Raw genomic sequence first — 23,970 nt, forward strand, 5'->3', positions numbered from 1 at the left:
CCACCACGCCTCGGTGATCGGCTGGCAGGCCGACGCGGACCTGCTCGCGGCCTCCGGCGCGACCGTCACCACCGTGGGCGGCTGCTGCGGCCTGGCCGGCAACTTCGGCGTCGAGCGCGGCCACTACGAGGTGTCGGTGGCGGTGGCCGAGCAGGCGTTGCTGCCCGCCGTGCGCGGTGCCGGGCCGGATACCGTGGTGCTCGCCGACGGGTTCTCCTGCCGTACCCAGCTCGACCAGCTCGGCGAGCGCACCGGCCTGCACCTGGCTCAGCTGCTTGCCGACCGGCTGCCGGCCCACCCCGCCGACCGGCTGCCGGCCCACCCCGCCGGCGAGCTGCCGGCTCACCCCGGCGGCGGGCACGCCGACCCCGCCGGCGAGCTGCCGGCTCACCCCGCCGGCAGGCACGCCGGCAGCCCACCCATCGATAGGACCCAGCCATGACGACCGGTTTCGTCCCACCGCCGTATCCCTATGAGCGCCTCGGCGAGCTGAAGGCGATCGCCGGCCGGTTGGATGGCGGCCCGATCGACCTGTCCATCGGCACGCCGTGTGACCCGGCGCCGCCGGAGGTGATCGCCGCGCTGGCCGCACCCGGCCTGGCCGAGGGCTACCCGGCGTCGATCGGCACGCCGGCGTTGCGGGCCGCCGCGGCCGGCTGGATCTCCCGCCGGCTGGGCGCCACGGTGGATGCCGACACCGAGCTTGCCGCCTGCGTCGGGACCAAGGAGTTCGTCGCCTCGGCACCGCAGTACCTGAGGCTGCGGACGCCGGCCAAGGACACCGTGCTGTACCCGGCGATCAGCTACCCGACGTATGAGATGGGCGCCATCCTGGCCGGCGTGCGGGCGGTGCCCTACCAGCAGCTGGCGGAGATCAGCGACGCCGACGCCGGCCGGGCGCTGTGCCTGTGGGTGAACTCCCCCAACAACCCCACCGGCGAGATCTGGGACCTGGCCGAGGCCGCCGGCTGGGGCCGGGAGCGCGACGTCCCGGTGCTCTCGGACGAGTGCTATGCCGAGTTCAGCTACGGCCGGCCGGCCGGCACCATCCTGAACAGTGGAACGGCCGGGGTACTGGCGCTGCACTCGCTGTCCAAGCGGGACAACTTCGCCGGCGCCCGGATCGGCTTCTACGCCGGTGACGCCGAGCTGGTGCACTACCTGCGGGAGGTGCGCAAGCACGCCGGCCTGATGCCGCCCGGGCCGGTGCAGCACGCCGCGTCGGTAGCGCTGGCCGACGACCGGCACATCGAGGTGCAGCGCGAGCGGTACTGGCGCCGGATGCAGCGGCTGTGCCAGGTGCTGGCCGCCGTGGGGCTACCGGCCAAGATGCCCGACGGCGCGTTCTACCTCTGGCTGGAGGCTCCGGACGGCGACGCCTGGGGCGCGGCCAGGATGCTCGCCGAGCGGACCGGCATCGTCGCCTCGCCGGGAGAGTTCTACGGACCGGTGTCCACCGGCTACCTCAGGGTGGCGGCGGTGGCGCCGGACGACCGGATCGAGCTGGCGGCCCGCCGGGTGGGGCTCACCTGAGCGGCGAGTGCACGCCGGCGATCACGCCGAGCATCCTCGTTCGATGCGCCAGCCCGACGTCCGCCAGCCGGTATGCCCCTGAGCCGCCGGGAAACGGCTCAGGGGCATACCCTCCCCGGGCGGTGACCAGCCGCCTGGGGCGTGGCGGGCTCAGCCGAACTCGACGCCCTGGGCGAGCGGGAGTTCGGTCGAGTAGTTCACGGTGTTCGTGGTGCGGCGCATGTAGGCCTTCCAGGAGTCCGAACCCGACTCCCGGCCGCCGCCGGTCTCCTTCTCGCCGCCGAACGCGCCGCCGATCTCGGCGCCGGACGGCCCGATGTTGACGTTGGCGATGCCGCAGTCCGAGCCGGCGGCCGACATGAACAGCTCGGCCTCGCGGACGTCGAGGGTGAAGATCGAGGACGACAGCCCCTGCGCCACGTCGTTCTGCAGCGCGATCGCCTCATCGAAGCTGTCGTAGCTGAGCACGTACAGCAGCGGGGCGAACGTCTCGCTCTTCACGATGTCGCTCTGCCGGGGCATCCGCATGATCGCCGGTTGCACGTAGAAGGACTGCTCGGCCTGCCCACCCTCGCCCAGCGGCACCCGCTCGCCGCCGACGATCAGCTCGCCGCCGTCGGCCTGCGCCGCCGCGATCGCCTTTGCGAAGCCCTCGTAGGCCGCCCCGTCGACCAGCGGGCCGACCAGCGTGCCGGACTCCAGCGGCGATCCGATCGGCAGCGTCGTGTACGCCTTCTTCAGCGCCTCGACCAGCTGGTCGACGATCGAGGAGTGGGCGATCACCCGGCGCAGGGTGGTGCAGCGCTGGCCGGCGGTGCCGGCGGCGGAGAACACGATGCCGCGCACCGTCAGCGCGAGGTCGGCGCTGGGTGCCACGATCGCGGCGTTGTTGCCGCCGAGCTCCAGCAGCAACCGGCCGAACCGGCCGGCCACCCGGGGTGCCACGGCCCGGCCCATCCGGGTCGAGCCGGTCACCGAGACCAGCGCCACCCGCGGGTCGTCCACCAGCGCCTGGCCGATGTCCGCGCCGCCGATGACCAGCTGGGACACCGCGTCCGGCGCCCCGACCCGGCGGGCCGCCTCGGCCGCCAGCGCCTGGCAGGCGAGTGCGGTGAGCACGGTCTTCTCCGACGGCTTCCAGACCACCGGGTCACCGCAGACCAGTGCCAGGGCGGAGTTCCACGACCAGACCGCGACCGGGAAGTTGAAGGCGGAGATGACGCCGACCACGCCGAGCGGGTGCCACTGCTCCATCATCCGGTGGCCGGGGCGCTCGGTGGCGATGGTGTTGCCGAACAGCTGGCGGGACAGCCCGATGCCCAGGTCACAGATGTCGATCATCTCCTGGACCTCGCCGAGGCCTTCGGAGACGATCTTGCCGGCCTCGATGGACACCAGCGCGCCGAGGTCCTCCTTGTGCTCGCGCAGCAGGTTGCCCAGTTCGCGGACCAGCTGGCCGCGGACCGGTGCCGGCACCAGCCGCCACTGCTCGAAGGCCTGCTGGGCCCGCCCGACGATGTCGGCGACCTCCTCGGCGGTGTGCGAGCGGAGCCGGCCGAGCTCGCCACCGGTGATCGGGGACCGGCAGCTGAGGTCACCGTCGGCGGTGAACGGATCGCCGACGCCGAGCCGGGACAGGATCTCGGCGGTGCGGCTGGTCACGTCGTCGTGGGAAATCATGGCAGTCATGCTTCAGACCTTTCCGAGGTCGCCGAACAGGGCCCCGCTCTTGGTGGACAGCAGATCGGCGAAGGAGATGTCTTCCTGCTTGACGAAGCCGGTCTGCGGGAGCCGGCCATCGGCGACCAGCTCGACGACCGCGGCGGCCGAGGCTGCCGTGGTCCAAGAGATGGCCCGCCAGTACCGGCCGTTGATGGCCAGCGGCTGGTAGGCCCGGACGTATTGCTTGCGGTACAGCTGGCCGCCGGCCGTGTCGGCCCGGCCCTCGACGGCGGCGTGCAGGTAGACGACGTCGTCGTCGACCGGTGGCTTGGCCCCGACCAGGATCTCGCCGGCCAGCTCGCGGCGCTGGCGCAGGCCGAGCTCGTCGAAGAAGAACCGCATCAGCTCGAAGTGGCCCGGGTAGCGCATGGTCTTGTAGTCCAGGCGCTGCGCCCGGCCCTCGTAGGTCTCACACATCGTGCCCAGGCCGCCGGAGGTCAGCGAGGCCTCCAGCTCGATGCCGCCGATCACCACCCGCTCGTTCTCAGACATCGCCGGCACCATCTGCCGGTGGCCGCCGCGCAGCACCTCGCAGTCGTTGAGGTACTCGTTCACCACGCCTTCGGCCGACCAGTTGAAGGCGTAACCGAGCAGCCCGGCCGGGTGCCGGGGCAGCGCGCCGACCTTCAGCTCGATCGACCGGATCTCCTCGAACTGCTTGGCCAGCCACGAGCCGACGATGCCGATCAGGCCCGGTGCCAGGCCACACTGGGGCGCGTAGACGTTGGAGCCGCCGGCGCTCGACAGTTCCAACACCCGGTTGGTGGTCGGGACGTCCTCGGTGAGGTCGAAGTAGTGCACGCCGATGTCGTGGGCCGCCTCGGCGACGCCGAGGTTGAGGTTGTAGGGCATGCAGGACACCACAGCATCGGCACCGGTCAGCGCGGCCCGCAGCCCCGCCCCGTCCCGGACGTCGAGCGCCTTGCAGGCGAACGGCAGGTCGCTGCGAGCCCGGGCGTCGTAGGCGGTGACGGTGAAGCCGGAATCGGCGAGCAGCAGTGCGACGAGCTCGCCGACCTTGCCGAGACCGATCACTCGAACCTCGGTGATCGAACGTGCCATGGAGGAATCCTTCCCTTTCGTGCCCCCCGGTCGCCATCCCGGTCGGACGGCCGGAACGCGTCGGGGCACCTGCAGTTGTGCTTACGTTAGTCTCAGAGTAGTCATTAGAGAAAATGATGGTGTCGCTAGCGTAGAGGATGGCGGGCGCGGTGAACACAGCTCTGGATGTCGGCAGGCTCAGGCTGCTGCGCGAGGTCGATCTGCGCGGCTCCATCGCCGGGGCCGCCCGCGAGGTCGGGCTCACCCCCTCCGCGGTGTCCCAGCAGCTGGCCATCCTGGAGCGGGAGGCCGGCACCCCGCTGCTGGACCGGTCGCCGCGCGGCGTGCTGCTTACCGGCGCGGGCCAGGCGCTGGTCGCCCGGGCCCGCTCGATCCTGGAGCTGCTGGAGGAGGCCCGGGCGGACCTGGACCGGCTGACCGGTGAGCTGTCCGGCCACGTCCGGATCGGCACCGTGGCCTCGGCGGCCGCCGCCCTGGTCAGCAAGGCCGCGCTCCGGCTGGCGGCCGAGCACGCCGCCCTGGAGCTGAGCGTCACCGTCACCGAACCGGCGCGCAGCATCGACCAGCTGCTCAACGGCGACGTCGACATCGCGATCGTGGACGTCTATGACGGGGTGCCGGTCCCGGTGCCCGACTACCTGCTGTCCACCGACCTGTGCACCGAGCCGCTGGTGGTGGTCAGCGCGGTGGGCGCACTGCCCGGGCGCGGCGCGCTGACGCTGGCGGAGCTGGCCGGCGCCGGCTGGGTGATGCCGCCACTGGACGCGGCCTGTGGCCAGGCGGTCCGGTTCGCCTGCCGTGCCGAGGGCTTCGAGCCTCAGGTCCGGTGGGAGACCGACGACATGCTGCTGCTGGTGCGGGCAGTCGCTGCCGGGCACGGCATCGCGGTGCTGCCCCGGCTGGCGGTGGCCGACAACGTCGCCGAGATCGAGATCCGGCCACTGGCCGAGCCCAGCATGAGCCGCCGGTTGCTGGCCCTGACCCGCAGCTCCAGCCAGGACCGGCCGATCATCCGGGCCGCCCTGGACGAGCTGGTCAAGGCCGCCGGCTGAGCGCCACCCGGACCGACCCAGCCCACCGAGCCCTCCCGACCCACCGAGCCTTCCGGCCTAGCGGATTCTCCGAGCTCAGCGCTTGGCGGCCACCAGCAGCCCGTCGCCGACCGGCAGCAGCGCCGGCACCAGCCGGACGTCCTCGCGCAGCGTCCGGCCCAGCTCGCGCAGCGCCACCGTCTCGGCGTCGCGGACGTTCGGGTCGGCCACCCGGTCGTGCCAGAGCACGTTGTCGAAGGCCAGCACCCCGCCACTGCGCAGCAGCCGGACGCCCTGCTCGTAGTACTCGCTGTAGCCGGTCTTGTCGGCGTCGACGAACACCAGGTCGTAGGAGCTGTCGTTGAGCCGGGGGAGCACCTCGCCGGCGGCGCCGTTGATCAGCCGGTACCGGGTGGTGCCGATGCCGGCCTCGGTGAAGGCCTGCCGGGTGGCGCGCTGGTGCTCGGGCTCGGTGTCGACGGTGGTCAGCACGCCGTCCGGGCGCATGCCGCTGAGCAGCCACAGTCCCGAGACACCGGCACCGGTGCCGACCTCGACGACCGACTTGGCGCCGACCAGGGTGGCCAGCAGCCGCAGGGTCGCCCCGCCGCCCCGGCCGATCGGGGTGCAGCCCAGCTCGGAGCCCCGGGCCCGGGCTGTTGCGATGACCTCGTCCTCGGGCAGGAAGTTCTCGGCGTAGGCGAGGCTGGTGGAGTTGAGATACGCGTCGGCCATGGGGTCAGACTCTACCGGTGCGCTATTTCATCGAATCGATGATCAGGGCAAGGTCGTTGACGGTGGTTTCGGGGTTGACGATGGCGAACCGGGTGCACGGCCGGCCGGCGTGGCTGGTGGGGGTCACGAAGGCGACGCCGGCCGCCAGCATCCGCGCCGTCCACAGGGCGTAGTCGGCGGCCTGCCAGCCGATCCGTTCGAAGATCAGCACCGACAGGTCACGCTCCACCAGCAGCCGGACGTGCTCGGCCGCCTCGATCAGCTCCTGGCCGGCCCGGGCTACCCGCAGGGTCTGCTCGACCGCCTCGGAGTAGGCCGCGGTGCCGTGCACGGCGAGGGAGAACCAGAACGGCAGGCCGCGGGCCCGCCGGGTCAGCTGGACCGAGAAGTCACTGGGGTTCCACTCGCCCTCCACCGTCACCGGGTCCAGGTAACCGGCCTTCTGGGTGTGCGCGGCCCGGGCCAGCACCGGGTCCCGGTAGACCAGCGCGCAGCAGTCGTACGGGGCGAACAGCCACTTGTGCGGGTCGACGATGAACGAGTCGGCATGCTCGACGCCGGCGAACAGTGGCCGCACCGAGGGTGCCGCCAGCCCCGCGCCGCCGTAGGCGCCGTCGATGTGGAACCACAGGTCCCGCTCCCGGGCCACCTCGGCGATCCCGGCGAGGTCGTCGATGACGCCGGCGTTGGTGGTGCCGGCGGTGCCCACGACGGCGAAGATCCCGTCGATCTCGGACTCGGGCAACTCGGCCAGCCGGGCCCGGATACCGGCGCCGGTCAGCCGGCCGCGCTCATCGCCGGGCACCTTCACCACCCCGACGTCCATCACCACCTGCAGCGAGTGCTTGACCGAGGAATGCGTCTCGTCACTGACCAGCACCGACCACCGGGCCGGCGGCGGGCCGAGCCGCTTGTGCCGGGCGGCTTCGCGGGCCGACACCAGCGCGGAGAGGTTGCCGATCGTGCCGCCCTGGACGAACACTCCGCCGGCCCCCTCGGGCAGGCCCACCAGGTCAGCGATCCAGCGCAGCGCCTGGTTCTCGGCATAGACCGCGCCGGAGCCCTCCAGCCAGGTTCCGCCGTAGACGCTGGAGGCGCCGACCAGCATGTCGAAGGCAGCGGCGGCCTTGGTGGGCGCGCCGGGGATGAAGGACAGGTAGCGCGGGTGGTCCACCGACAGGCAGGCCGGCGCCAGGACGTGCTCCCAGAGCCGCAGGGCCTCCTCGGTGCCGATGCCCTTCTCGGTGACGGTCAGCCCGGCGGCGGCGCTGAGTTCGTCGGGGGTGAGCGACCGGTCCAGCGGCGCGTGCATCGCCAGCCGTTCCAGGCACAGCTCGGCGAGCGCGCGGGACATGACGGCACTGACGTCGGTATAGGTGTGCACGGCAGGAGCCTAGACAGCACCGGGGCCGAAAGCTGCTCCGCCCGCCGGGAACGTGAGCGCGCCGTGAGACGTTTAGGCTATACACAGCCACGGCTGCGAGGCTGATGTGGTCCTGCCGAACCGGCGGGCACCACTACAGGAATTGGGTGATCCTTCGATGTCCACGCTGAATCTCGGTGTGGCTAGCTCGATGGGCGGGCAGCGGGCGGCCACACCGGCGGGCAGCACGGGGACTGCATATGCCGCTGAACAGCACGCCGCCGAGCCGGTCGACTGGGTCGCGCCGTCCTGGGACGAGATCGTCCGCCAGCACGCCGATCGGGTGTACCGGCTGGCCTACCGGCTCTCGGGCAACCGCTCCGATGCCGAGGACCTGACCCAGGAGACCTTCGTCCGGGTGTTCCGCTCGCTGGCCGACTACACCCCCGGGACGTTCGAGGGCTGGCTGCACCGGATCACCACCAACCTGTTCCTGGACCTGGTCCGGCGCCGGCAGAAGATCCGGTTCGACGCCCTGGCCGAGGACGCCTCCGAGCGGCTGGCCACCGACGAGCCCGGGCCCGAACGGGCCTACGAGCAGAACAACCTCGATCCGGAGATCCAGCGCGCGCTCGACGCGCTGCCGGCTGACTTCCGGGCCGCCGTGGTGCTGTGTGACCTGGAAGGCCTGACCTATGAAGAGATCGCCCTGACCCTCGACATCAAGGTGGGGACGGTGCGCTCGCGCATCCACCGCGGCCGGGTGCTGCTGCGCGAGGCGCTGGCCCACCGGGCACCGGCCGTCCGGCCGGCGGAGCCCGGGGCGCAGGATGAGTCCGGTGCGCAAGGTGAGTCCGGTGCGCAAGGTGAGACCGGGGCGCAAGGTGAGACCGGGGCGCAGGGTGACTCCGGGCACGGCGTGGGAGAAGTGAGCAGGTAGATGTCCGGTCCGCGGGTGTTCGGCCTGCCGCATCTGTCCGAGGACGCCGTGGCGGCATTCGCCGACGGCGTCCTGTCGGCGGCTGCGGCGAGCCGGGCCCAGCGGCACTGCGCCGAGTGCGCCGAGTGCGCCGATGCCGTCCGCGGGCAGCGTGAGACGGCGATGATGCTGCGGGCCGCGCAGGCGCCGGCCCTGCCGTCCGGCCTGCTGGCCCGGCTGACCGGGGTGCCGATGTCGGCCCCGTTGCCGCCGCCGCGCGGTGGCCTGCCGACCGTGCTCGGCGCCGACGGCATCGCGATGTTCGTCGCCCATGACGCGCGCAAGGCCAGCGAGGCCGGCTCCGCCGGCAAGAATGGCGAGGCCGGGGAGGCCCGCCCGGCCGACCGGTCCGATGGGCGCGCCCAGACCCAGGCCCGCCCGGCACACCGCCGTGCCGCGCTGCCGGTGACGGTGCTGGCCTCGGCGGCCGCGGTGGTCGCGGCCGGGACCTTCGGCGGCCATGTCTCGACGCTGGCTGCCGCCGTTGACCGGCAGGCGCCGACTGGTGTGGCCAATGCGGCCGGTGCGGTGACCGGCGGTCCGGCTTCGGGAGTGTGGTCGGCCAGCCCGCTGGGCGGCACCGGCTCGCTGCTGCCGGCCAGCCATTCCCCGGCCGGCCCGGCCAGCACGGCGCCCGACCAGGCGAGCCGGCCGGTCCTGGCCCCGGCTGGGCCGTTGTCGGTGACACTGGCGCCGCTGCGGCAGGCCACCCCTCAGGCCGGCACCGCGCTCCACCAGCCCGGCACCCCGTCGGAACGGCAGGGCGGCACCGCGTCCGAACGGCAGGCCGGCACCGCGTCGCAGCAGAACGGCTCCAGGCAGCAACCCGTCCGGCACGGTCCGTGGCCCTCGGCAGCTCTCGCGGCGATGATGACCGGCGCGCCGACCGCCACGCCATAGCGGTCAGGGTTCATGGATCCCGGCCGGCTGCCGAACATGCCCGAGAGGACCCGGCCCCATCCAGGCGTCATCCTCGCCTTGGCCCGTACCGTGGCGCTCGGGCAGACTCAACAGATCAAGGTCACGTCCCGGCGCCGTCGGGTCACCACGACCAGCGCACGACGGGCGGAGGGCACGTGAGCGACGCTACGAACGACGGCGCCACGAACGGCCGAGTCGACTCCTCGCCGTTCGCCCGTCCCGGTGGCATCGAGGGTTCCTTCGAGCCGGTCGCCCCGGCGGCCGCGGCGCAGCCGGCAGCCCGGCCGACCGTCTCGGCGACCGACCGCGAGACCTTCAGCGCGCCGGCCGGCTCGAATGCCGTCTTCGCACCGGCGCCGGGGGACCGGTTGCCGCCCCGGCACACCTCGGCGCGCCAGCCGGTACCGGCCGAGCTGGCCCAGGCCTTCGCGGGCACCGGGCCGTTCGCACCGGCGCCCGGCGACCGGCTCACGCCGTCCCTGCCCGGTCCGGGCTCGCCCTGGTGGAAGGCGGACGCGGCGGTCGACCCGTGGCGCGACCCGCAGTCGCCGTACTGGATCGCCGGGCCGCCGGTGTATGCCGACGACGAGGTCGTCGGGATGGCCGACGCGGTCGAGGAGGCCGAACCCGAGGCCGGCGCCAAGGCCGCGCCGTCGGGAAAGCGGGCCCGGTTCGGCCTGTCGGCGCTGGCGCTGGTGCTGGTGGCCGGCCTGATCGCCGGGGGCATCGGCGGCGGGGTGGGGTACTGGCTGTCCCAGCGCGCCCACGCCGTGCTGACCGATCCCAACGTGAAGCTCGCCAAGACCGACACGCCCGCGAACCGGCCGCCGGGCTCGGTGGCAGACATCGCCAAGCGGGTCAGCCCGGCGGTGGTCTCGATCGACGTCCGCTCCGCCGACGCGGCCGGTTCGGGTTCCGGGGTGATCATCGACAAGGGCGGCTACATCCTGACCAACAACCACGTGGTCGCCTTCGCCGCCTCCCCGACCATCCGGGTGGTCTTCGCCGATCGGTCCTCCAGCCCGGCCAAGGTGGTCGGAACCGATCCCCGCAACGACCTTGCGGTGATCAAGGTCGACAAGACCGACCTGACGGTGGCCAGCCTGGGGGACTCCGACACGCTGGCGGTCGGTGACCCGGTGGTGGCCATCGGCGACCCGCTGGGCCTGCGCGGCACGGTCACCGCCGGCATCGTGTCGGCCCTGAAACGACCGCTGCGGCTGCCCGGTGAGAACGGCGAGCCGGACGCCGTGATCGACGCGGTGCAGACCGACGCCTCGATCAATCCCGGCAACTCCGGCGGGGCGCTGGTCGACGCCGCGGGCGCGGTGGTGGGCATCAACACCGCCATCGCCTCGGTGGGCCAGTCCAGTGGCCAGAGCGGCAACATCGGGGTCGGCTTCGCCATCCCGGTCAACACCGCGCGGTCCGTCGCCGAGGAGCTGATCCACACCGGCAAGGTGCGCCACGCCGACCTCGGCGCCAGCAGCCGCAGCGTCACCGACGGCACCCGGGACGGGGCCTACCTGGTCCAGGTCGTTCCGAACGGGCCGGCCGCCAAGGCGGGGCTGAAGGAGGGTGACGTGGTCACCATGTTCGGCCAGATCCTGATCGATTCCGGCGACGCGCTCACCGTGGCGGTCGCCGAGTCCAAGCCGGGAGCCACCGTCATCGTGCGCTATGTGCGCAACGGGGTGGCCGGTCAGGCGAAAGTCACGCTCGGCGCCAGCTGAGCGCGGCTAGGCTGACCTCGTGTTCAACATCGGACCGCTCGAGTTCCTGCTGCTGGCGGCGGTCGCCCTGATCGTCTTCGGGCCTGACCGGCTGCCAGACCTGGCCAGGGACGCCGGGCGGATGTTGCGGGCGCTGCGCGACGTCGCCCAGGGCGCCCGGTCGCAGCTCAACTCCGAGCTCGGGCCGGACTTCGCCGACTTCGACCTGTCCTCGCTCAATCCGCGGACCGCGATCAAGAACGCCCTGCTGGGCGACGACGACTTCAGCTCGCTGAACCCGAGGGAGTCGATCCAGCGGGCGCTGCGCGGCGAGGACGATCCCGCGACGCTGCCGGCGGTCGATCTCGACAAGCCGGCGACCGCACCGTACTCGCCGGCCGAACAGTACCCGGCGGAACAGCCGCTGGCCCCGGGCGAGCGGCCACCGATCGATCCGGAAGCCACCTGAGAGCACCGGCTTCGGACCGGCTGATAGCTCAGCGGGCGACCGCCGACAGCCCGAGCGAGCGGCCCACCAGGCTGCGCTGCCGGCCGGCCAGGGTGTCGGCGATCGCGCCGAAGGCCTGGCCGGCGGCCGAGTCCGGCCGCATCAGCACGATCGGGGTGCCGTCGTCGCCGCCCTCGCGGATGGCGACGTCGATCGGCACCTGGCCCAGCAGGCCGACCTTGGTTCCGGTCGACGCGGTCAGTGACTCGGCCACCGCCTGGCCGCCACCGGCGCCGAACAGCTCCAGCCGGGTGCCGTCGGGCAGGTCCAGCCAGCTCATGTTCTCCACCACGCCGACGATCTGCTGGTGGGTCTGCAGGGCGATCGAACCGGCCCGCTCGGCCACCTCCCGGGCGGCCAGCTGCGGGGTGGTGACCACCAGCAGTTCGGCCGAGGGCACCAGCTGGGCGAGCGAGATCGCGATGTCCCCGGTTCCTGGCGGCAGGTCCATCAGCAGCACGTCCAGGTCGCCCCAGTAGACGTCGGCCAGGAATTGCTGCAGGGCCCGGTGCAGCATCGGCCCGCGCCAGACCACGGCGGTATTGCCGGGGGTGAACATGCCGATCGAGATCACCTTCACCCCGTGCGCCTGCGGCGGCATGATCATCTTTTCGACCTGGGTCGGCCGGCCGGTCACGCCGAGCATCCTGGGGATCGAGAAGCCGTAGATGTCGGCATCCAGCACGCCGACCCGCAGGCCGCGTTGCGCCAGTGCCACGGCCAGGTTCACCGTCACCGAGCTCTTGCCGACCCCACCCTTGCCGGAGGCGACGGCGTAGACCCTGGTCTGCGAACCCGGCTGGGCGAACGGGATCTCGTTCACCGGGTTGTCACCGCGCAGCTTGGTGCGCAGGTCGGTGCGCTGGGCGTCGTTCATGACCCCGAGGTCCACCGCCACCGAGGACACCCCCGGGATGGCCGCGACCGCGGCCGTCACGTCCGTGGTGAGCTTCTCGCGCATCGGGCAGCCGGCCACCGTCAGCAGCACCCGGATGCTGGCCGAGCCGTCCGGGGTGACGCTGACCCGCTCCACCATGCCGAGTTCGGTGATCGGCCGGTGGATCTCCGGATCGTTCACGCCGGCCAGCGCCGCCGCGATTGCCGCCTGGAGGGTGTTCGGGTCAGGATCTACTTCTGAAAGAGACACACCAAAGATCCTACGGCGGTGCTCTGCGTCACTACGATGTGCGTGGTGATGTCCGGTTCTGAGAACACCGCCCCGGTCGCCGAGACCGCGGCGGTTGCCGTGGTGAGCGCCACCGACTGGCGGCTTGCCGTGTGGCGAGATTTCCTGCGGACGCACAACCATCTGCTGCGCAAGCTCGAACAACAACTGCAAGCGCACGGCAAGATCGCGATCGGCAGCTATGACGTCCTGGTGCAGCTGGCCGAGGCCCCGGACAACAGGCTGCGGATGTCGGAGCTGGCCGAGGCGGTGCTGCTCTCTCGCAGCGGCCTGACCAGGTTGGTCGACCGGCTGCAGAAGGACGGCCTGGCGGAGCGGCAACCCGACCCCGAGGACGCCCGCGGCATGTACACCGTGCTGACCGCCAAGGGCCGCGACACCCTCCGCGACGCCTCCCGGGTGCATCTGGCCGGAGTGTCGGACCTGGTGCTCACCCGGCTGTCGGAGGCGGAGCTGCGCCAGCTGCAAGCCCTGATGATCAAGCTGGATCCCGCCGGGCCGAGAGGTGCGGCAGAAACCGGCGAGTAAATCGGCTCAATGCCATTACTTTCACGCCTGACCATAGCTATTCAGACATCACGGAGCTTGCGATTCCGGCACCCCGGGTGTGATTACCGGCATAGAAAATCCTCGGTATTTCGATCAGTGAGTGCTGCCTCTATTCGGCCGTTGCCAGATCGCTGGTTGCACGGATGTTCTGCACAAGGAGCTGAACGAATGCGAACGTTTGACAGTACTTCCGCCGACTCGGCCACGGTCGGCCCGCTCGAGGTCGCCCGCTGGGAGCAGTACGGCCTGCAGGCCACGATGCCCTTCGGTGCCATGTGGTACACCGTCCCGGCCGGTGGCAGCAGCCCGCGCGACTGCCACCCGGAACTGGAGTTGTCGATCGTCATCGAGGGCACCGCCTTCGTCGAGAGCAACGCCAGCACGGTCGAGCTGCCCCGAGGGTCGGCGATCCTGTTCGACAGTGCCGAGCCGCACGTCATCTCCAACCGTGATCAGCGCGCCCCGCTGACCATCTTCAGCGCGTACTGGTTGCCGTTGGAGCCGACCGCATCGTCACCGGCGCAGGCCGGCACCCGCGAAGAGGAGCTGGCAAGTGTCTGATCAGACGTCAGCCGTCACGGCCATCGTGGTGGCGCCGCCGACCACCAACGGCCCGCTGCACATCGGTCACCTGGCCGGGCCGTACCTGGCCGGTGACGTTCTCGCGCGCGCCGCCCGCGACCGTGGGGAGCGGGTGGTCAGCGTCGGCGGCCTGGACACCCACCCGAACTGGGTGCTGACCCGGGCCGAGAACTCCGACCTCGACGTCCAGAAGGTCATCCTGGAATACCGCGGGCGCATCGACGAGGCGATGCACCGGGCCCGGATCGGCTGCGACGTCTACCTCGACCCCGAGCAGAGCGATCACCAGGCGGCCGTGGCTCGGCTGGCCAGCCACCTGGCCGAGGGCCCGTTCGGCTTGCGCGACTACACCCTGTCGGCATGCGCGGACTGCGGCCGCACGCTGCACAACTCCTACGTCAGCGGCACCTGCTCACGGTGCGGCGCCGGCTCCCACGGTGGCACCTGCGAAGGCTGCGGGGGCTTCACCTCCGCCCAGGACCTGATCGATCCCCGCTGCGCCCGGTGCGGCGGCTCCCCGACGCCCTTCCAGGCCAGGATCCCGGTGCTGGCGCTCGAGGACTACCGCGAGCAGCTCACGACGATCTGGCTGCACATGGAGCAGCCGCGCCGGATGCGCGACCTGCTCGCCGGTTACCTCCGCGACGGGCTGCCCGAGCTGCCGCTGGCCTTTCCCACCAACTACGGCGTCGAAGGCGTCGGCACGCTGGCCGGGCTGCGGCTCGACGTGAACTTCGAACTGGGCCTCAACGGTTACCAGTGCGTCGCGCAAGGCATCGATCCCACGGTGGACAGCGTCGAGGCCGCCCAGGCCGCCTGGCGCCAGGTCGGCAAGATCTGGCACGTCCACGGCATCGACAACGGTTTCTACTCCACGCTGCTGTGGCCGGTCACCTTCGCCGCGCTCGGCGTGCGGCCGGAGCAGCACGGCGGCAGCATCGTGAACGAGTTCTACACCCTCGACGGCTCGAAGTTCTCGACCAGCCGCAATCACGCCATCTGGGCCGATGAGCTGCTGGCCGTGGAGGATCCGGAGATCGTCCGGCTCTACCTGGCCTGGGACGGCCCGGATCGCTACCAGAGCGACTTCACGATGGCGGGCTACCAGGCCTTCCGTGACCGGGTCGCGCCGTTGCTGGCCGGGCAGGCCACCGGCGACCCGCTGTCCGCTCCGCTGGACGCGGCGAACCTGACCCGTGGGCTGCAGGCGTTGCGCCCGGAGCGGTTCGACCCGGGGCTGGCGGCACGGTGCCTGCTGGCGAGCCTGGGCAGCTGGCCCGCGCCGCCTGAAGCCGTCCAACTGCGCCGGGCACTCGCCGGAACCGGCAGGTGAGCGCGATGCACGTGTCTGTCGTCGGCGGCGGCGTGGCCGGCGCCCTGCTTGCCTGGCGCCTTGCTCAACAGCCGGGCGTCGACCGGGTGACCATCGCGCCGGGCGCGGCCCGCCGCCAGGACGCGACCGCGGCCTCCGGCGGCGCGGTCCGCGGCTTCGAGATCGAGGCCGTCCAGCGACGGCTGGCGATCGACAGCCTGGGCGAACTGCTGGCCGACGACCGGCTGCGCGACTGGGCCGGCTATACCGAGACCGGGTCCCTCTACCGGCCGCGGGACACCGCCTCGATCGAGGCGGGTGCCGCCGAGGTGAGTGCCGCGCGGCCCGATTCGGTGCGCCTGCTGACCGGCGCCGAGCTCCGCGAGCGGGGCTGGGCCGGCGATGACCTGGACGGCTCCGCCGTCGTCGCGGTCGAGGAGCGGCAGGCGGGCTACCTGGATCCGGAGCGGCTGCGCAGCCGGGTGCTGGCCGACCTCGCCCAGCGCGGGACGGTCGAGGTGCTGGCCGACGGCGCTGTCACCGGCCTGGCACCGGGCTCGTTCACCCTTGTCGGCGCTGGGCATCCTGCCGGCACTGTGCATACTTCCGACATCCTGGTGCTGGCAACCGGTGCCTGGACGCCGGCTCTGCTGCGCGCGTACGGCTGGGACGGTGCGGGCCTGCGCACCAAGGCAATTCAATACACGATTTTCGGTATCAACGGCTGGCGTCCGGGCACCTTTGTCGATGAGGTCAGCGGTTTGTACGGCAAGCCGGCCGGCACCGGGCAGCTGCTCGGTCTGCCGACCCAGGCTTGGGACGTGGAACCGGGAGGCCCGGAGCTGGGCGGCCCGGAACCGGACAGCGCGTTGAGCGACGCGGTGTTCGAGCTGGCCCAGAGCCGGTTTCCTGAACTGCGGCTGGTAGCCGGCGCTCAGCCGGTTGCCGCCCTGGACTGCTACAGCACCGATTCACTCCTGGCGCTGCGGCCGGTTGCCGGAACCGACGACCGAGTTCTCACCTTCACCGGCGGATCAGGCGGCGCGGCCAAGACCGTGCTCGCCGCCAGCGCGCGCGCTGCCACCCAGCTCGCGTCCGGCGCCGCCCCTCATCAGACCTGAACACCCCGAGGAACGGAAAAAGATCGATGACGAGCAACAAGACTGACCTGCCGTACTTCTCCGTGGTGGGAATCGGCGCCGGTCCCGCGAACCTCAGCCTCGCCGCGCTGTTGCAGGCCAGGACCGACCAGCGGATCGCCTTGTTCGACAAGGCCGCTGACTCCAGCTGGCACTCCTCGCTGCTGCACCCGGGCGTGCGCATGCAGACCTCGTGGATGAAGGATCTGGTGTCGCTGGTCGACCCGACCCACAAGCTGAGCTTCCTCAACTACCTGGTGACCGAGGGCCGGCTGTTCGCGATGATCAACTCCCAGTTCGACGTGATCCCGCGCCGGGAGTACATGCGCTACCTGGCCTGGGCTTCCGGCCAGATCGAGAACATCCACTACAGCACCCCGATCGAGGAGGTGAGCTTCGTCGAGGGCGAGGGCTTCTACGCCATCTCCGGCGGCGCCCCGGTGGCTCGCTCGCAACACCTGGTGATCGGCGTCGGTACCCGGCCCACCGTGCCGGCCGGCCTGTCCTCGCTGCCCGATGACCGGGCCTTCATCGCCGACCACCTGGCGCTGCACCTGCCCACCATGAGCTCGGACAAGACCGCTCCGGTCGCCGTCATCGGCGGCGGCCAGACCGGTATCGAGGCCGTGCTGCGGCTGCTCGGCGCCGGGTTCAGCAACATCAAGTGGCTCGGTCGCCGGCAGTGGTTCCAGACCATCGACGACTCGCCGGCCGCGAACGAGATCTACCGCCCGGCCCACCAGCAGTACCTGCAGGACCTGACCCGCGGCACCCGCCGGCGACTGGTGGAGGACGCCAACCCGACCGGTGACGCGCTCACCCCGGGCGTGCTCAGGACGCTCTACCAGGCCAACTACGACCGGATGCTGGAGTTCGGCGAGTACCCGGTGGCGATGCTGCCCGGCCGGGACGTCACCGAGGGCGTGCTGGACGGCAAGGACGTGGTGCTGCACTGCAGCACTGCCGAGCGGCTGGAGCAGCACCGGGTCGCCTACGCGGTGATCGCCGTCGGCCGGCAGAGCGCGCCGGTGCCGTTCTCGGCCGAGCTGCGCGAGCGCCTGGACGCCGGCGAGGACGGCGACCTGGTGATCGAGGAGGACTACTCGGTGCGCTGGAAGGGCATGGACGACCACCGGATCTACGCCCTCAACCGGGCTCGCTTCAGCCACGGCATCCCGGACGCCAACCTCACCCTGCTGCCGGTCCGCGCCGCGATGGTGATCAACTCGATGCTGGGTAGCGAGCTGTTCCAGATCCGGGACGAGCTGTGCCCGGTGCAGTGGGGCTGAGCGATGACCCTGCGGGATGACCTCAGGCCCGGGGCCGCCCCGGTGCCGGACGTTCACAGCTACGACCTTCCCAGCTACGACCTTCCCAGCTACGACCTTCCCAGCTATGACGGCCGGGTGTTCGGCCCGCCGCGGCCCACCCCCGGCTCGGTGGTCGGTCACTACCACCAGCAGGACGAGCTGGTCTGGGCGGACTTCGCCGGCGGGCCGGTGCGAACCGGCCGGCTGGTCGGCGTCCGCGATCGCGCCGGCGTGATCGAAGCCGCCTACTGCCAGATCATGACCGACGGCGAGGTGGTCGCCGGCCGCTGCCTGAGCACCCCGACGGTGCTGGGCGATGGCCGGGTGCGGCTCACCGAGCAGTGGCGCCGGGCCGACGGCTCGGCCGGCGTGTCCGTGATCCAGGAATTACCGATCCAGGAGTACCCCCATGACTGAAGCTCTTCCCAGCTCTGTTGCACGATCCGCGGCGAGCCCGCTGGGCGAGCGTTCCACCGACCGGCGCCCGCACCTGCTGCTGATCTCCACCGGTGCCCGGCTGTTCCGCGAGTACCTGCTGGCCGGCATCGCCGAGCAGTACCGGGTTCACCTGTTCCTGGCTGCCGAACCGGTCTGGGAGACCCGCTACATCGACGCGGCCACCGTGCTGGCCGACACCCTCGATGCGGAGCGGATGATCTCGGCGGCCCGCGAACTGAACGAGCGGGATCCGATCGACGGCGTGCTGTGCTGGGACGAGGCGCGGATCCTTGCGACCGCGAAGATCGCCCAGGCGCTGGGGTTGCCGGGTGGCGAGCCCGATGTGGTGCTGGGGTGCCGTGACAAGCACCTGACCCGGCAGCGGCTGGCCGCGGCCGGCGTGGCCCAGCCGCGCTCGTCCGTGGTCGCCACGGTGGAGGAGGCCGTGGCCGCGGCCGCGGAGATCGGCTACCCGGTGGTGCTGAAGCCGCGTGGCATCGCGGCGAGCCTCGGCGTGGTGCTGGCGCACGACGAGGCCGCCCTGCGCGAGCACTTCGCCTTCGCCCGGGACACCACGGTGCCCGGTGCGCTGGTCTATGACGAGCTCGCGGTGCTGGTCGAGGAGTACGCCGACGGCCCCGAGATCAGCATCGACTGCGCGGTCTACCACGGCCAGGTGTACCCGATCTGCCTTGCCCACAAGGAACTCGGCTACCCGCCGTACTTCGAGGAGATCGGGCACCTGGTCGACGGGGCCGAGCCGATGCTGTCGGACCCCGCGCTGATCACCGCCCTGGAGCGGGCCCATGCCGCGCTCGGCTTCACCGACGGGATGACCCATACCGAGTACCGGCTCACCCCGTCCGGGCCGAAGCTGATCGAGGTCAACGCCAGGCTCGGCGGGGATCTGATCCCCTACCTCGGGATGCGCGCCACCGGCATCGACCCGGGGCTGGCCGCCGCGGCGATCGCGTGCGGTCAGGAGCCGCGGATCTTCCCCGACCGCAAGCTGGTCGGCGCGGTCCGGTTCCGCTACGTCCCCTACGAGATGACGATCACCGAGATCGGCTTCGACCCCGACCGGCTGCCGGCCGAGGTGGACCTGGCCGTGGTGCAGGCCGAACCCGGCCAGCGGCTGGCCCCGCCGCCGGGCGGCACGGTCTGGGGGCGGATCGCCTACCTGACCGCCGTCGCCGACACCGGCGAGCAGTGCCGGGCCGTGCTCGAGGCCGCCGACGCCGCGCTGGTCGTCACCGGCACCGCGGTGCACCCGGCCGCCGACAGCGGGGAGCGGTGACGTGAGCGCTGTCCCGGCTGCCGGTGCCGCGACGGAGCGGGTCGGCGTGTGGAACACCCTGGCCGGATCACCCTTGCCGGTACGGGCAATCCTGCTCGGCATCTTCGTCAACCGGCTGGGCGCGTTCTTCCAGACCTTCCTGGTGCTGTTCCTGACCGAGCGCGGCTTCTCCTCCTTCCAGGCCGGTTTCGCCCTGACCGGGTACGGCGCGGGCGCGATGATCGGGGTGCTGGCCGGCGGCGCGCTGGCCGACCGGCTCGGTCCGCGGCTGGCCACCCTGGCGTCGATGGGCGGCAGCGCGGTGATGCTGCTCGGCGTGCTGTACCTGCGCCCGTACCCGGTGCTGCTCGCCGCGGTGGTGCTGGTCGGCGTGACCGGACAGCTGTACCGGCCGGCGTCGGCGACCCTGCTGTCGGAGCTGACCGCGCCGCAGCGGCAGGTGATGATCTTCGCCCTGTACCGGTGGGCGATGAACCTCGGCACCACCGCCGCGCCGCTGGCCGGCGCCGTGCTGATCTCGGTGAGCTATGACCTGCTGTTCTGGGCCGAGGCGATCACCGCGATCTGCTACGGCGCGATCGCCGCTGTCGCGCTGCCCCGGCGGGTGCCGGCCGATCAGCGAGCCGGGGGACCGGCCCGCCGGCCGGCCGGCGATGGTTACCGGGCAGTGCTGGCCGACCGCCGGTTCGTGCTGTACCTGCTGGCGATCCTGGTCAACGCCGCCGTCTACATCCAGTACGTCAGCACCCTGCCGTTGACGATGCGGGACGCGGGGCTGGCCACCTTCTGGTTCAGCGTGGTGATCGCCCTCAACGGCTTCCTGGTGATCACCTGCGAGTTGCTGATCACCAAGCTCACCCAGCGGCTGCCGATCAAGCTGGTGGTCGGCCTCGGCTTCGCGCTGCTGGGCGCGGGACTCTCGCTGTACGCGCTGCCCTGGGGCGTGGCGGTCTTCCTGATCGGCACCCTGGTCTGGACGCTGGCCGAGATCATCGGCGGGCCCACCATGTTCGCCTACCCCGGCATGGTCGCACCGGCACACCTGCGCGGGCGCTACATCGGCTCGATGCAGCTGATGTTCGCCCTGGGCGGCGCGCTCGGCCCCGGCCTGGGGGTCCTCACCTACGACGCCATCGGCCTGAACCTGTGGTGGTGCTGCGGGCTTGCGAGCCTGCTGGCGCTGGCACTGGCCGTCTCCGGGATGCGCCGGCCGCCGGCCGGGGCCGGCGAGGGCGACGATCCGACAGCGGCTGCCGGCCAGGCCGCCGACCCACCGGTGTCCGGCTCCATCCCGAGCGCGGCCACCTCCGAACTCGACGTACCAGTCAGCTGAGAAAGCAGGTAATTCCCATGCAGCGCTATGCGATCATCGTCGATCCGCTGTCCACCGGCCAGGAGTACGCCGCAGCCTTCCGCGACGAGGGCGTGACCCCGATCGCGGTGTTGTCCGGGCCCGAGCCGGTGCCGGCGATGGCGGCCAGTTGGCATCCGGAGAACTTCGAGCAGGTGCACTACTTCGACGGCGACTACGCCCCCGAGCGGATCGAGTCGCTGGCGGCCGACCTCGCCAAGTACGACCCGATCTGCATCATCCCCGGCGCCGAGCCCGGCATCCGGCTGTTCGAGGCGCTGGTGGCCAGGGTGCTTCCCGGCACCGGCAACGTCAGCGAGCTGGCCGAGGCGCGCCGGGACAAGTGGGAGATGGCCAAGGCGGCCGCCCGGGCCGGGATCCCGCACCTGCGCCAGCTCTTCTCCGACGATGCCGAGGAGATCGCGGCCTGGATCGAGGACAACGGGCTGCGGAACCGCGACCTGGTGGTGAAGCCGCCGAACAGCGGCGGCACCGACGACGTGCACCTGGTGCCGGCCGGCAGCCAGGCCTGGCGCCCGCTGCTGGACCGGATGGCAACCGGGGTCAACCATCTGGGCCTGGTCAACGGCGGGATCCTGATCCAGGAGTTCGCCGCCGGCAACGAGTACCTGGTGGACTCCTACTCCGTGGACGGCCGGCATGGGCTGGTCGACGTCTGCCGCTACACCAAGCTCCGCAAGGGTGACCGGATCGGCATCTATGACCGGGTCGACTTCCTCGCGCCGGAGGACGAGCAGGCCCGGATCGTCTGGGACTACACGGTCAAGGTGCTGGACGCCCTGGGCTTTCGCAACGGTTGCGGCCACGCCGAGGTGATGCTGACGCCGCAGGGCCCACGCCTGATCGAGATCGCCGAGCGGCCGGCCGGCGGCGGCCACCAGCTGATCAGCAGGATGGCCACCGGGTCCAACCACATCCTGCGCACCGTCGCGCACCGGGTGCACGGGGAGTTCCGGCCGTCCTACGAGCTGCTGCGGCACGTGTGCGGGGTATTCGTCTCCTCGCCGCAGGCCGGCATCTGGCGCAATGCCGAGATCTTCGACGAGGTCGAGCAGTTGCCCACCTACGCCGGCAAGAACTTCCCGAAGGGCACCGGCGACTGGGTGCAGTCCACCGATGACCTGTCGAACTTCCTGGCCTGGGTGACGCTGGCCGCGCCGACCGGGGAGGCGATCGACGCCGACTACCGCCGGGTCAAGGAGCTGGAGTCCCAGATCGTGATCGAACCTGCCGAGCAGCCGGCCGGCGCCTACTGACTCGACCCGAGGGGCGCACGGCTGGGACGTCACGGCTGAACCACCCGGGGGGCACGACAACCCGGGTGGGCTCAGCCGTCCCGGTCGTCGCGTCCGTCGCGCACGCGCTCCAGCCGGGCGAGTTCGGACCGCAGGTAGTCGCGGGTGACAACGTCGCCGAGCGCGATCCGGATCGAGGCGATCTCGCGGGCCAGGTACTCGGCGTCGGCGATCGCCCGGTCGTCGCGGATCCGGTCGGCGTCGGCCTGGATCCGGTCCCGGTCGGCCTGCCGGTTCTGGGCCAGCAGGATCAGCGGCGCGGCGTAGGCGGCCTGGGTGGAGAAGGCCAGGTTCAGCAGGATGAACGGGTACGGGTCGAACGGCTTGTTGCCGTGGTGCTTGTGGTTGGCGTAGTTGATGCCCCAGACCGCGTTGATCCCGATCCAGATGATCACGATCAGGGTCTGCAGGAACAGGTAGCGGGCGGTGCCGAAGAACCGGGCGATCGTCTCGGCGGCCGAGCCGACCGCCTCGGGTGAGATCCGGGGCCGGCGCAGCCCGCGGGGCGCCACCGGCTGGTCGAGCCTGCGGCGCGGTTCGCTCACGAGGACGTCCAGCGGCGGATGGCGGCCAGGCCGGTCATTGCGCCCGCTTCCGGGTCACCGCGGCGTCGGCCGGCAGCTCGTCCCGGTCGCGCCAGTCCTCGGGCAGCAGGTGGTCGATCACGTCGTCCACGCTGACCGCGCCCAGCAGCCGGTCGTTGTCGTCCACCACCGGCACCGCCACCAGGTTGTAGGTCGCCAGGTGCCGGGTGACCTGCTGCAGCGTCGATTCCGGGTTCACCGGGTCGATGTCGGCATCGATGGCCCCGGACACCAGCGTCGACGGCGGCTCGCGCAGCAGCCGCTGGATGTGCGCCATGCCGAGGTAGCGGCCGGTCGGGGTGGCCTGCGGCGGGCGGACGACGTACACCTGCGCCGCCAGCGCCGGGGACAGGTCCGGGTTGCGCAGCCGGGCCAGCGCCTCGGCCACGGTGGCGTCGGGCAGCAGGATGACCGGCTCGGAGGTCATCATGCCGCCGGCGCTGTACTCGCCGTAGGTCATCAGCCGCCGGACCGGCGCGGCCTCTTCGGGCTCCATGATCTCCAGCAGCCGTTCCTGCTCGTCGGCGGGCAGCTCCCGCAGCAGGTCGGCGGCGTCGTCGTCGTTCATCCGCTCGAGCACGTCGGCCGCGCGCTCGTCGGTCAGCCCGCTGATGATGTTGATCTGGTCCTCTTCGGGCAGCTCCTCCATCACGTCGGCCAGCCGCTCGTCGTCCAGGGCCTCGGCCACCTCCTGCTGCCGCTTGTCAGGCATGTCCTGCAACTGCGCCGCGACGTCGGCCGGCCGCAGACCGGCCAGCACCGCCAGCAGCGAGTCCGCACCCTGGCCGTTCTCGGTGGCCGACAGCCCGTCCACGTCGTTCCAGTCCACCTGGTGCAGCACCGCCCGGCGGCGGCCCAGCTTGCCGGTGGCCGCGCGCACCGCCAGCTTGGTGATCACCCAGTCCCGGGTGCGGCTCTGCTCCATGGCGGCGTCGACCACCACCATCCGGGCGCCGTCCTCGATCCGCACCACGGTCCGGTCCAGCACCTCGCCCAGCACCAGCAGCTCGTTCGGCCGCTGCTCGAAGCGCTTGATGTTGACGCTGCCGGTGGTGAGCACCACCGCGTCCGGCTCGATCCGGGTGACCCGCCCCATCGGGACGAAGATCCGCCGCCGGTGCTGCACCTCGACCACCAGGCCGAGGATGCGTGGTGGCTGGCGTCCGACCCGCAAGGTCGCCACCGCGTCGCGCACCCGGCCCAGCTGATCGCCGTTGGGATCGAACACCCCGAGGCCGGCCAGCCTGGCCAGGAAGACGCGGGTCGCGGTGCTCACGCGCAAAGCTTAGTGGGCAGCAGGCCCCAGAATTAGGACTGGCAGGATGGTCGGGTGTCGCGGA

22 protein-coding genes and 1 pseudogene are annotated in these 23,970 nt (G+C 71.7%); 16 read left to right on the top strand and 7 right to left on the bottom strand.

What is annotated here, in order from left to right; translation table 11 throughout:
- A pseudogene (locus VF542_RS17305) lies at positions 1 to 442 on the top strand (hypothetical protein); the annotation flags it as partial.
- On the top strand, positions 439 to 1,533 hold the full coding sequence (locus VF542_RS17310; RefSeq protein ID WP_408652941.1) for an aminotransferase class I/II-fold pyridoxal phosphate-dependent enzyme: 1,095 nt from the start codon (positions 439 to 441) through the stop codon (positions 1,531 to 1,533). The pseudogene VF542_RS17305 and the gene VF542_RS17310, both read left to right, overlap by 4 nt.
- A 150-nt stretch (positions 1,534 to 1,683) precedes the next feature.
- On the opposite strand, the gene VF542_RS17315 is transcribed toward VF542_RS17310, so the two are convergent.
- Positions 1,684 to 3,222, bottom strand: coding sequence for an aldehyde dehydrogenase family protein (locus VF542_RS17315; protein WP_408652942.1), 1,539 nt, complete (start codon positions 3,220 to 3,222; stop codon positions 1,684 to 1,686).
- A gap of 3 nt (positions 3,223 to 3,225) precedes the next feature.
- Positions 3,226 to 4,317: a saccharopine dehydrogenase family protein gene (locus tag VF542_RS17320; RefSeq protein WP_408652943.1), complete on the bottom strand. Its 1,092-nt coding sequence runs from the start codon at positions 4,315 to 4,317 to the stop codon at positions 3,226 to 3,228.
- A gap of 149 nt (positions 4,318 to 4,466) precedes the next feature.
- On the opposite strand from VF542_RS17320, the gene VF542_RS17325 reads away from it, so the two are divergent.
- The gene (locus VF542_RS17325; RefSeq protein WP_408652944.1) at positions 4,467 to 5,369 is read left to right on the top strand and encodes a LysR family transcriptional regulator; all 903 of its coding nucleotides are present in this window, start codon (positions 4,467 to 4,469) and stop codon (positions 5,367 to 5,369) included.
- A gap of 75 nt (positions 5,370 to 5,444) precedes the next feature.
- Here the strand turns inward: VF542_RS17325 and VF542_RS17330 are convergent, their stop codons facing one another.
- Both VF542_RS17330 and VF542_RS17335 read right to left on the bottom strand, forming a co-directional pair.
- Entirely contained in the window at positions 5,445 to 6,083 is a 639-nt protein-coding gene (locus VF542_RS17330; protein WP_408652945.1) for an O-methyltransferase, read from the bottom strand.
- A gap of 22 nt (positions 6,084 to 6,105) precedes the next feature.
- Positions 6,106 to 7,467: a pyridoxal phosphate-dependent decarboxylase family protein gene (locus tag VF542_RS17335; protein ID WP_408652946.1), complete on the bottom strand. Its 1,362-nt coding sequence runs from the start codon at positions 7,465 to 7,467 to the stop codon at positions 6,106 to 6,108.
- Between the two features lie 157 nt (positions 7,468 to 7,624).
- On the opposite strand from VF542_RS17335, the gene sigE reads away from it, so the two are divergent.
- From sigE to VF542_RS17355, 4 genes are all read left to right on the top strand, one after another.
- Positions 7,625 to 8,386 carry an RNA polymerase sigma factor SigE gene (gene sigE / locus VF542_RS17340; RefSeq protein WP_408652947.1) on the top strand — a complete coding sequence of 254 codons (762 nt, stop codon included), beginning with the start codon at positions 7,625 to 7,627 and terminating at the stop codon, positions 8,384 to 8,386.
- A complete protein-coding gene (locus VF542_RS17345; protein WP_408652948.1) occupies positions 8,387 to 9,325 on the top strand; it encodes a hypothetical protein in 939 nt (312 codons plus the stop codon).
- A gap of 176 nt (positions 9,326 to 9,501) precedes the next feature.
- Positions 9,502 to 11,079 carry a S1C family serine protease gene (locus tag VF542_RS17350; protein WP_408652949.1) on the top strand — a complete coding sequence of 526 codons (1,578 nt, stop codon included), beginning with the start codon at positions 9,502 to 9,504 and terminating at the stop codon, positions 11,077 to 11,079.
- 19 nt (positions 11,080 to 11,098) lie between these two features.
- Positions 11,099 to 11,527 carry a sec-independent translocase gene (locus tag VF542_RS17355; RefSeq protein ID WP_408652950.1) on the top strand — a complete coding sequence of 143 codons (429 nt, stop codon included), beginning with the start codon at positions 11,099 to 11,101 and terminating at the stop codon, positions 11,525 to 11,527.
- Between the two features lie 28 nt (positions 11,528 to 11,555).
- Here the strand turns inward: VF542_RS17355 and VF542_RS17360 are convergent, their stop codons facing one another.
- The gene (locus VF542_RS17360) at positions 11,556 to 12,713 is read right to left on the bottom strand and encodes an Mrp/NBP35 family ATP-binding protein (protein ID WP_408652951.1); all 1,158 of its coding nucleotides are present in this window, start codon (positions 12,711 to 12,713) and stop codon (positions 11,556 to 11,558) included.
- Positions 12,714 to 12,761: 48 nt separating this feature from the next.
- On the opposite strand from VF542_RS17360, the gene VF542_RS17365 reads away from it, so the two are divergent.
- The 9 genes from VF542_RS17365 (at position 12,762) to VF542_RS17405 (ending at position 22,007) form a co-directional block, all read left to right on the top strand.
- A complete protein-coding gene (locus VF542_RS17365) occupies positions 12,762 to 13,280 on the top strand; it encodes a MarR family winged helix-turn-helix transcriptional regulator (protein WP_408652952.1) in 519 nt (172 codons plus the stop codon).
- Positions 13,281 to 13,469: 189 nt separating this feature from the next.
- The gene (locus VF542_RS17370) at positions 13,470 to 13,862 is read left to right on the top strand and encodes a cupin domain-containing protein (RefSeq protein ID WP_408652953.1); all 393 of its coding nucleotides are present in this window, start codon (positions 13,470 to 13,472) and stop codon (positions 13,860 to 13,862) included.
- On the top strand, positions 13,855 to 15,216 hold the full coding sequence (locus tag VF542_RS17375) for a class I tRNA ligase family protein (RefSeq protein WP_408652954.1): 1,362 nt from the start codon (positions 13,855 to 13,857) through the stop codon (positions 15,214 to 15,216). The genes VF542_RS17370 and VF542_RS17375 overlap by 8 nt, the downstream gene beginning before the upstream one ends.
- 5 nt (positions 15,217 to 15,221) lie before the next feature.
- Complete coding sequence (locus VF542_RS17380) at positions 15,222 to 16,316, top strand: FAD-dependent oxidoreductase (protein ID WP_408652955.1); 1,095 nt, start codon at positions 15,222 to 15,224, stop codon at positions 16,314 to 16,316.
- Between the two features lie 26 nt (positions 16,317 to 16,342).
- Positions 16,343 to 17,623 (top strand): SidA/IucD/PvdA family monooxygenase, encoded by a 1,281-nt coding sequence (locus VF542_RS17385; RefSeq protein ID WP_408652956.1) that lies wholly within the window; start codon positions 16,343 to 16,345, stop codon positions 17,621 to 17,623.
- Positions 17,624 to 17,626: 3 nt separating this feature from the next.
- A complete protein-coding gene (locus VF542_RS17390; protein WP_408652957.1) occupies positions 17,627 to 18,061 on the top strand; it encodes a hypothetical protein in 435 nt (144 codons plus the stop codon).
- A gap of 40 nt (positions 18,062 to 18,101) precedes the next feature.
- Positions 18,102 to 19,379: an ATP-grasp domain-containing protein gene (locus VF542_RS17395; protein ID WP_408652962.1), complete on the top strand. Its 1,278-nt coding sequence runs from the start codon at positions 18,102 to 18,104 to the stop codon at positions 19,377 to 19,379.
- 1 nt (position 19,380) lies between these two features.
- Positions 19,381 to 20,712 carry an MFS transporter gene (locus VF542_RS17400; protein ID WP_408652958.1) on the top strand — a complete coding sequence of 444 codons (1,332 nt, stop codon included), beginning with the start codon at positions 19,381 to 19,383 and terminating at the stop codon, positions 20,710 to 20,712.
- Positions 20,713 to 20,729: 17 nt separating this feature from the next.
- Entirely contained in the window at positions 20,730 to 22,007 is a 1,278-nt protein-coding gene (locus VF542_RS17405; RefSeq protein ID WP_408652959.1) for a hypothetical protein, read from the top strand.
- Positions 22,008 to 22,078: 71 nt separating this feature from the next.
- On the opposite strand, the gene VF542_RS17410 is transcribed toward VF542_RS17405, so the two are convergent.
- Both VF542_RS17410 and VF542_RS17415 read right to left on the bottom strand, forming a co-directional pair.
- Positions 22,079 to 22,591: a DUF1003 domain-containing protein gene (locus tag VF542_RS17410; protein WP_408652960.1), complete on the bottom strand. Its 513-nt coding sequence runs from the start codon at positions 22,589 to 22,591 to the stop codon at positions 22,079 to 22,081.
- Between the two features lie 34 nt (positions 22,592 to 22,625).
- Positions 22,626 to 23,906: a magnesium transporter MgtE N-terminal domain-containing protein gene (locus VF542_RS17415; protein ID WP_408652961.1), complete on the bottom strand. Its 1,281-nt coding sequence runs from the start codon at positions 23,904 to 23,906 to the stop codon at positions 22,626 to 22,628.
- Positions 23,907 to 23,970: the final 64 nt, after the last annotated feature.

This window comes from Jatrophihabitans sp., assembly GCF_036389215.1.
Taxonomy (GTDB): domain Bacteria; phylum Actinomycetota; class Actinomycetes; order Mycobacteriales; family Jatrophihabitantaceae; genus Jatrophihabitans_A.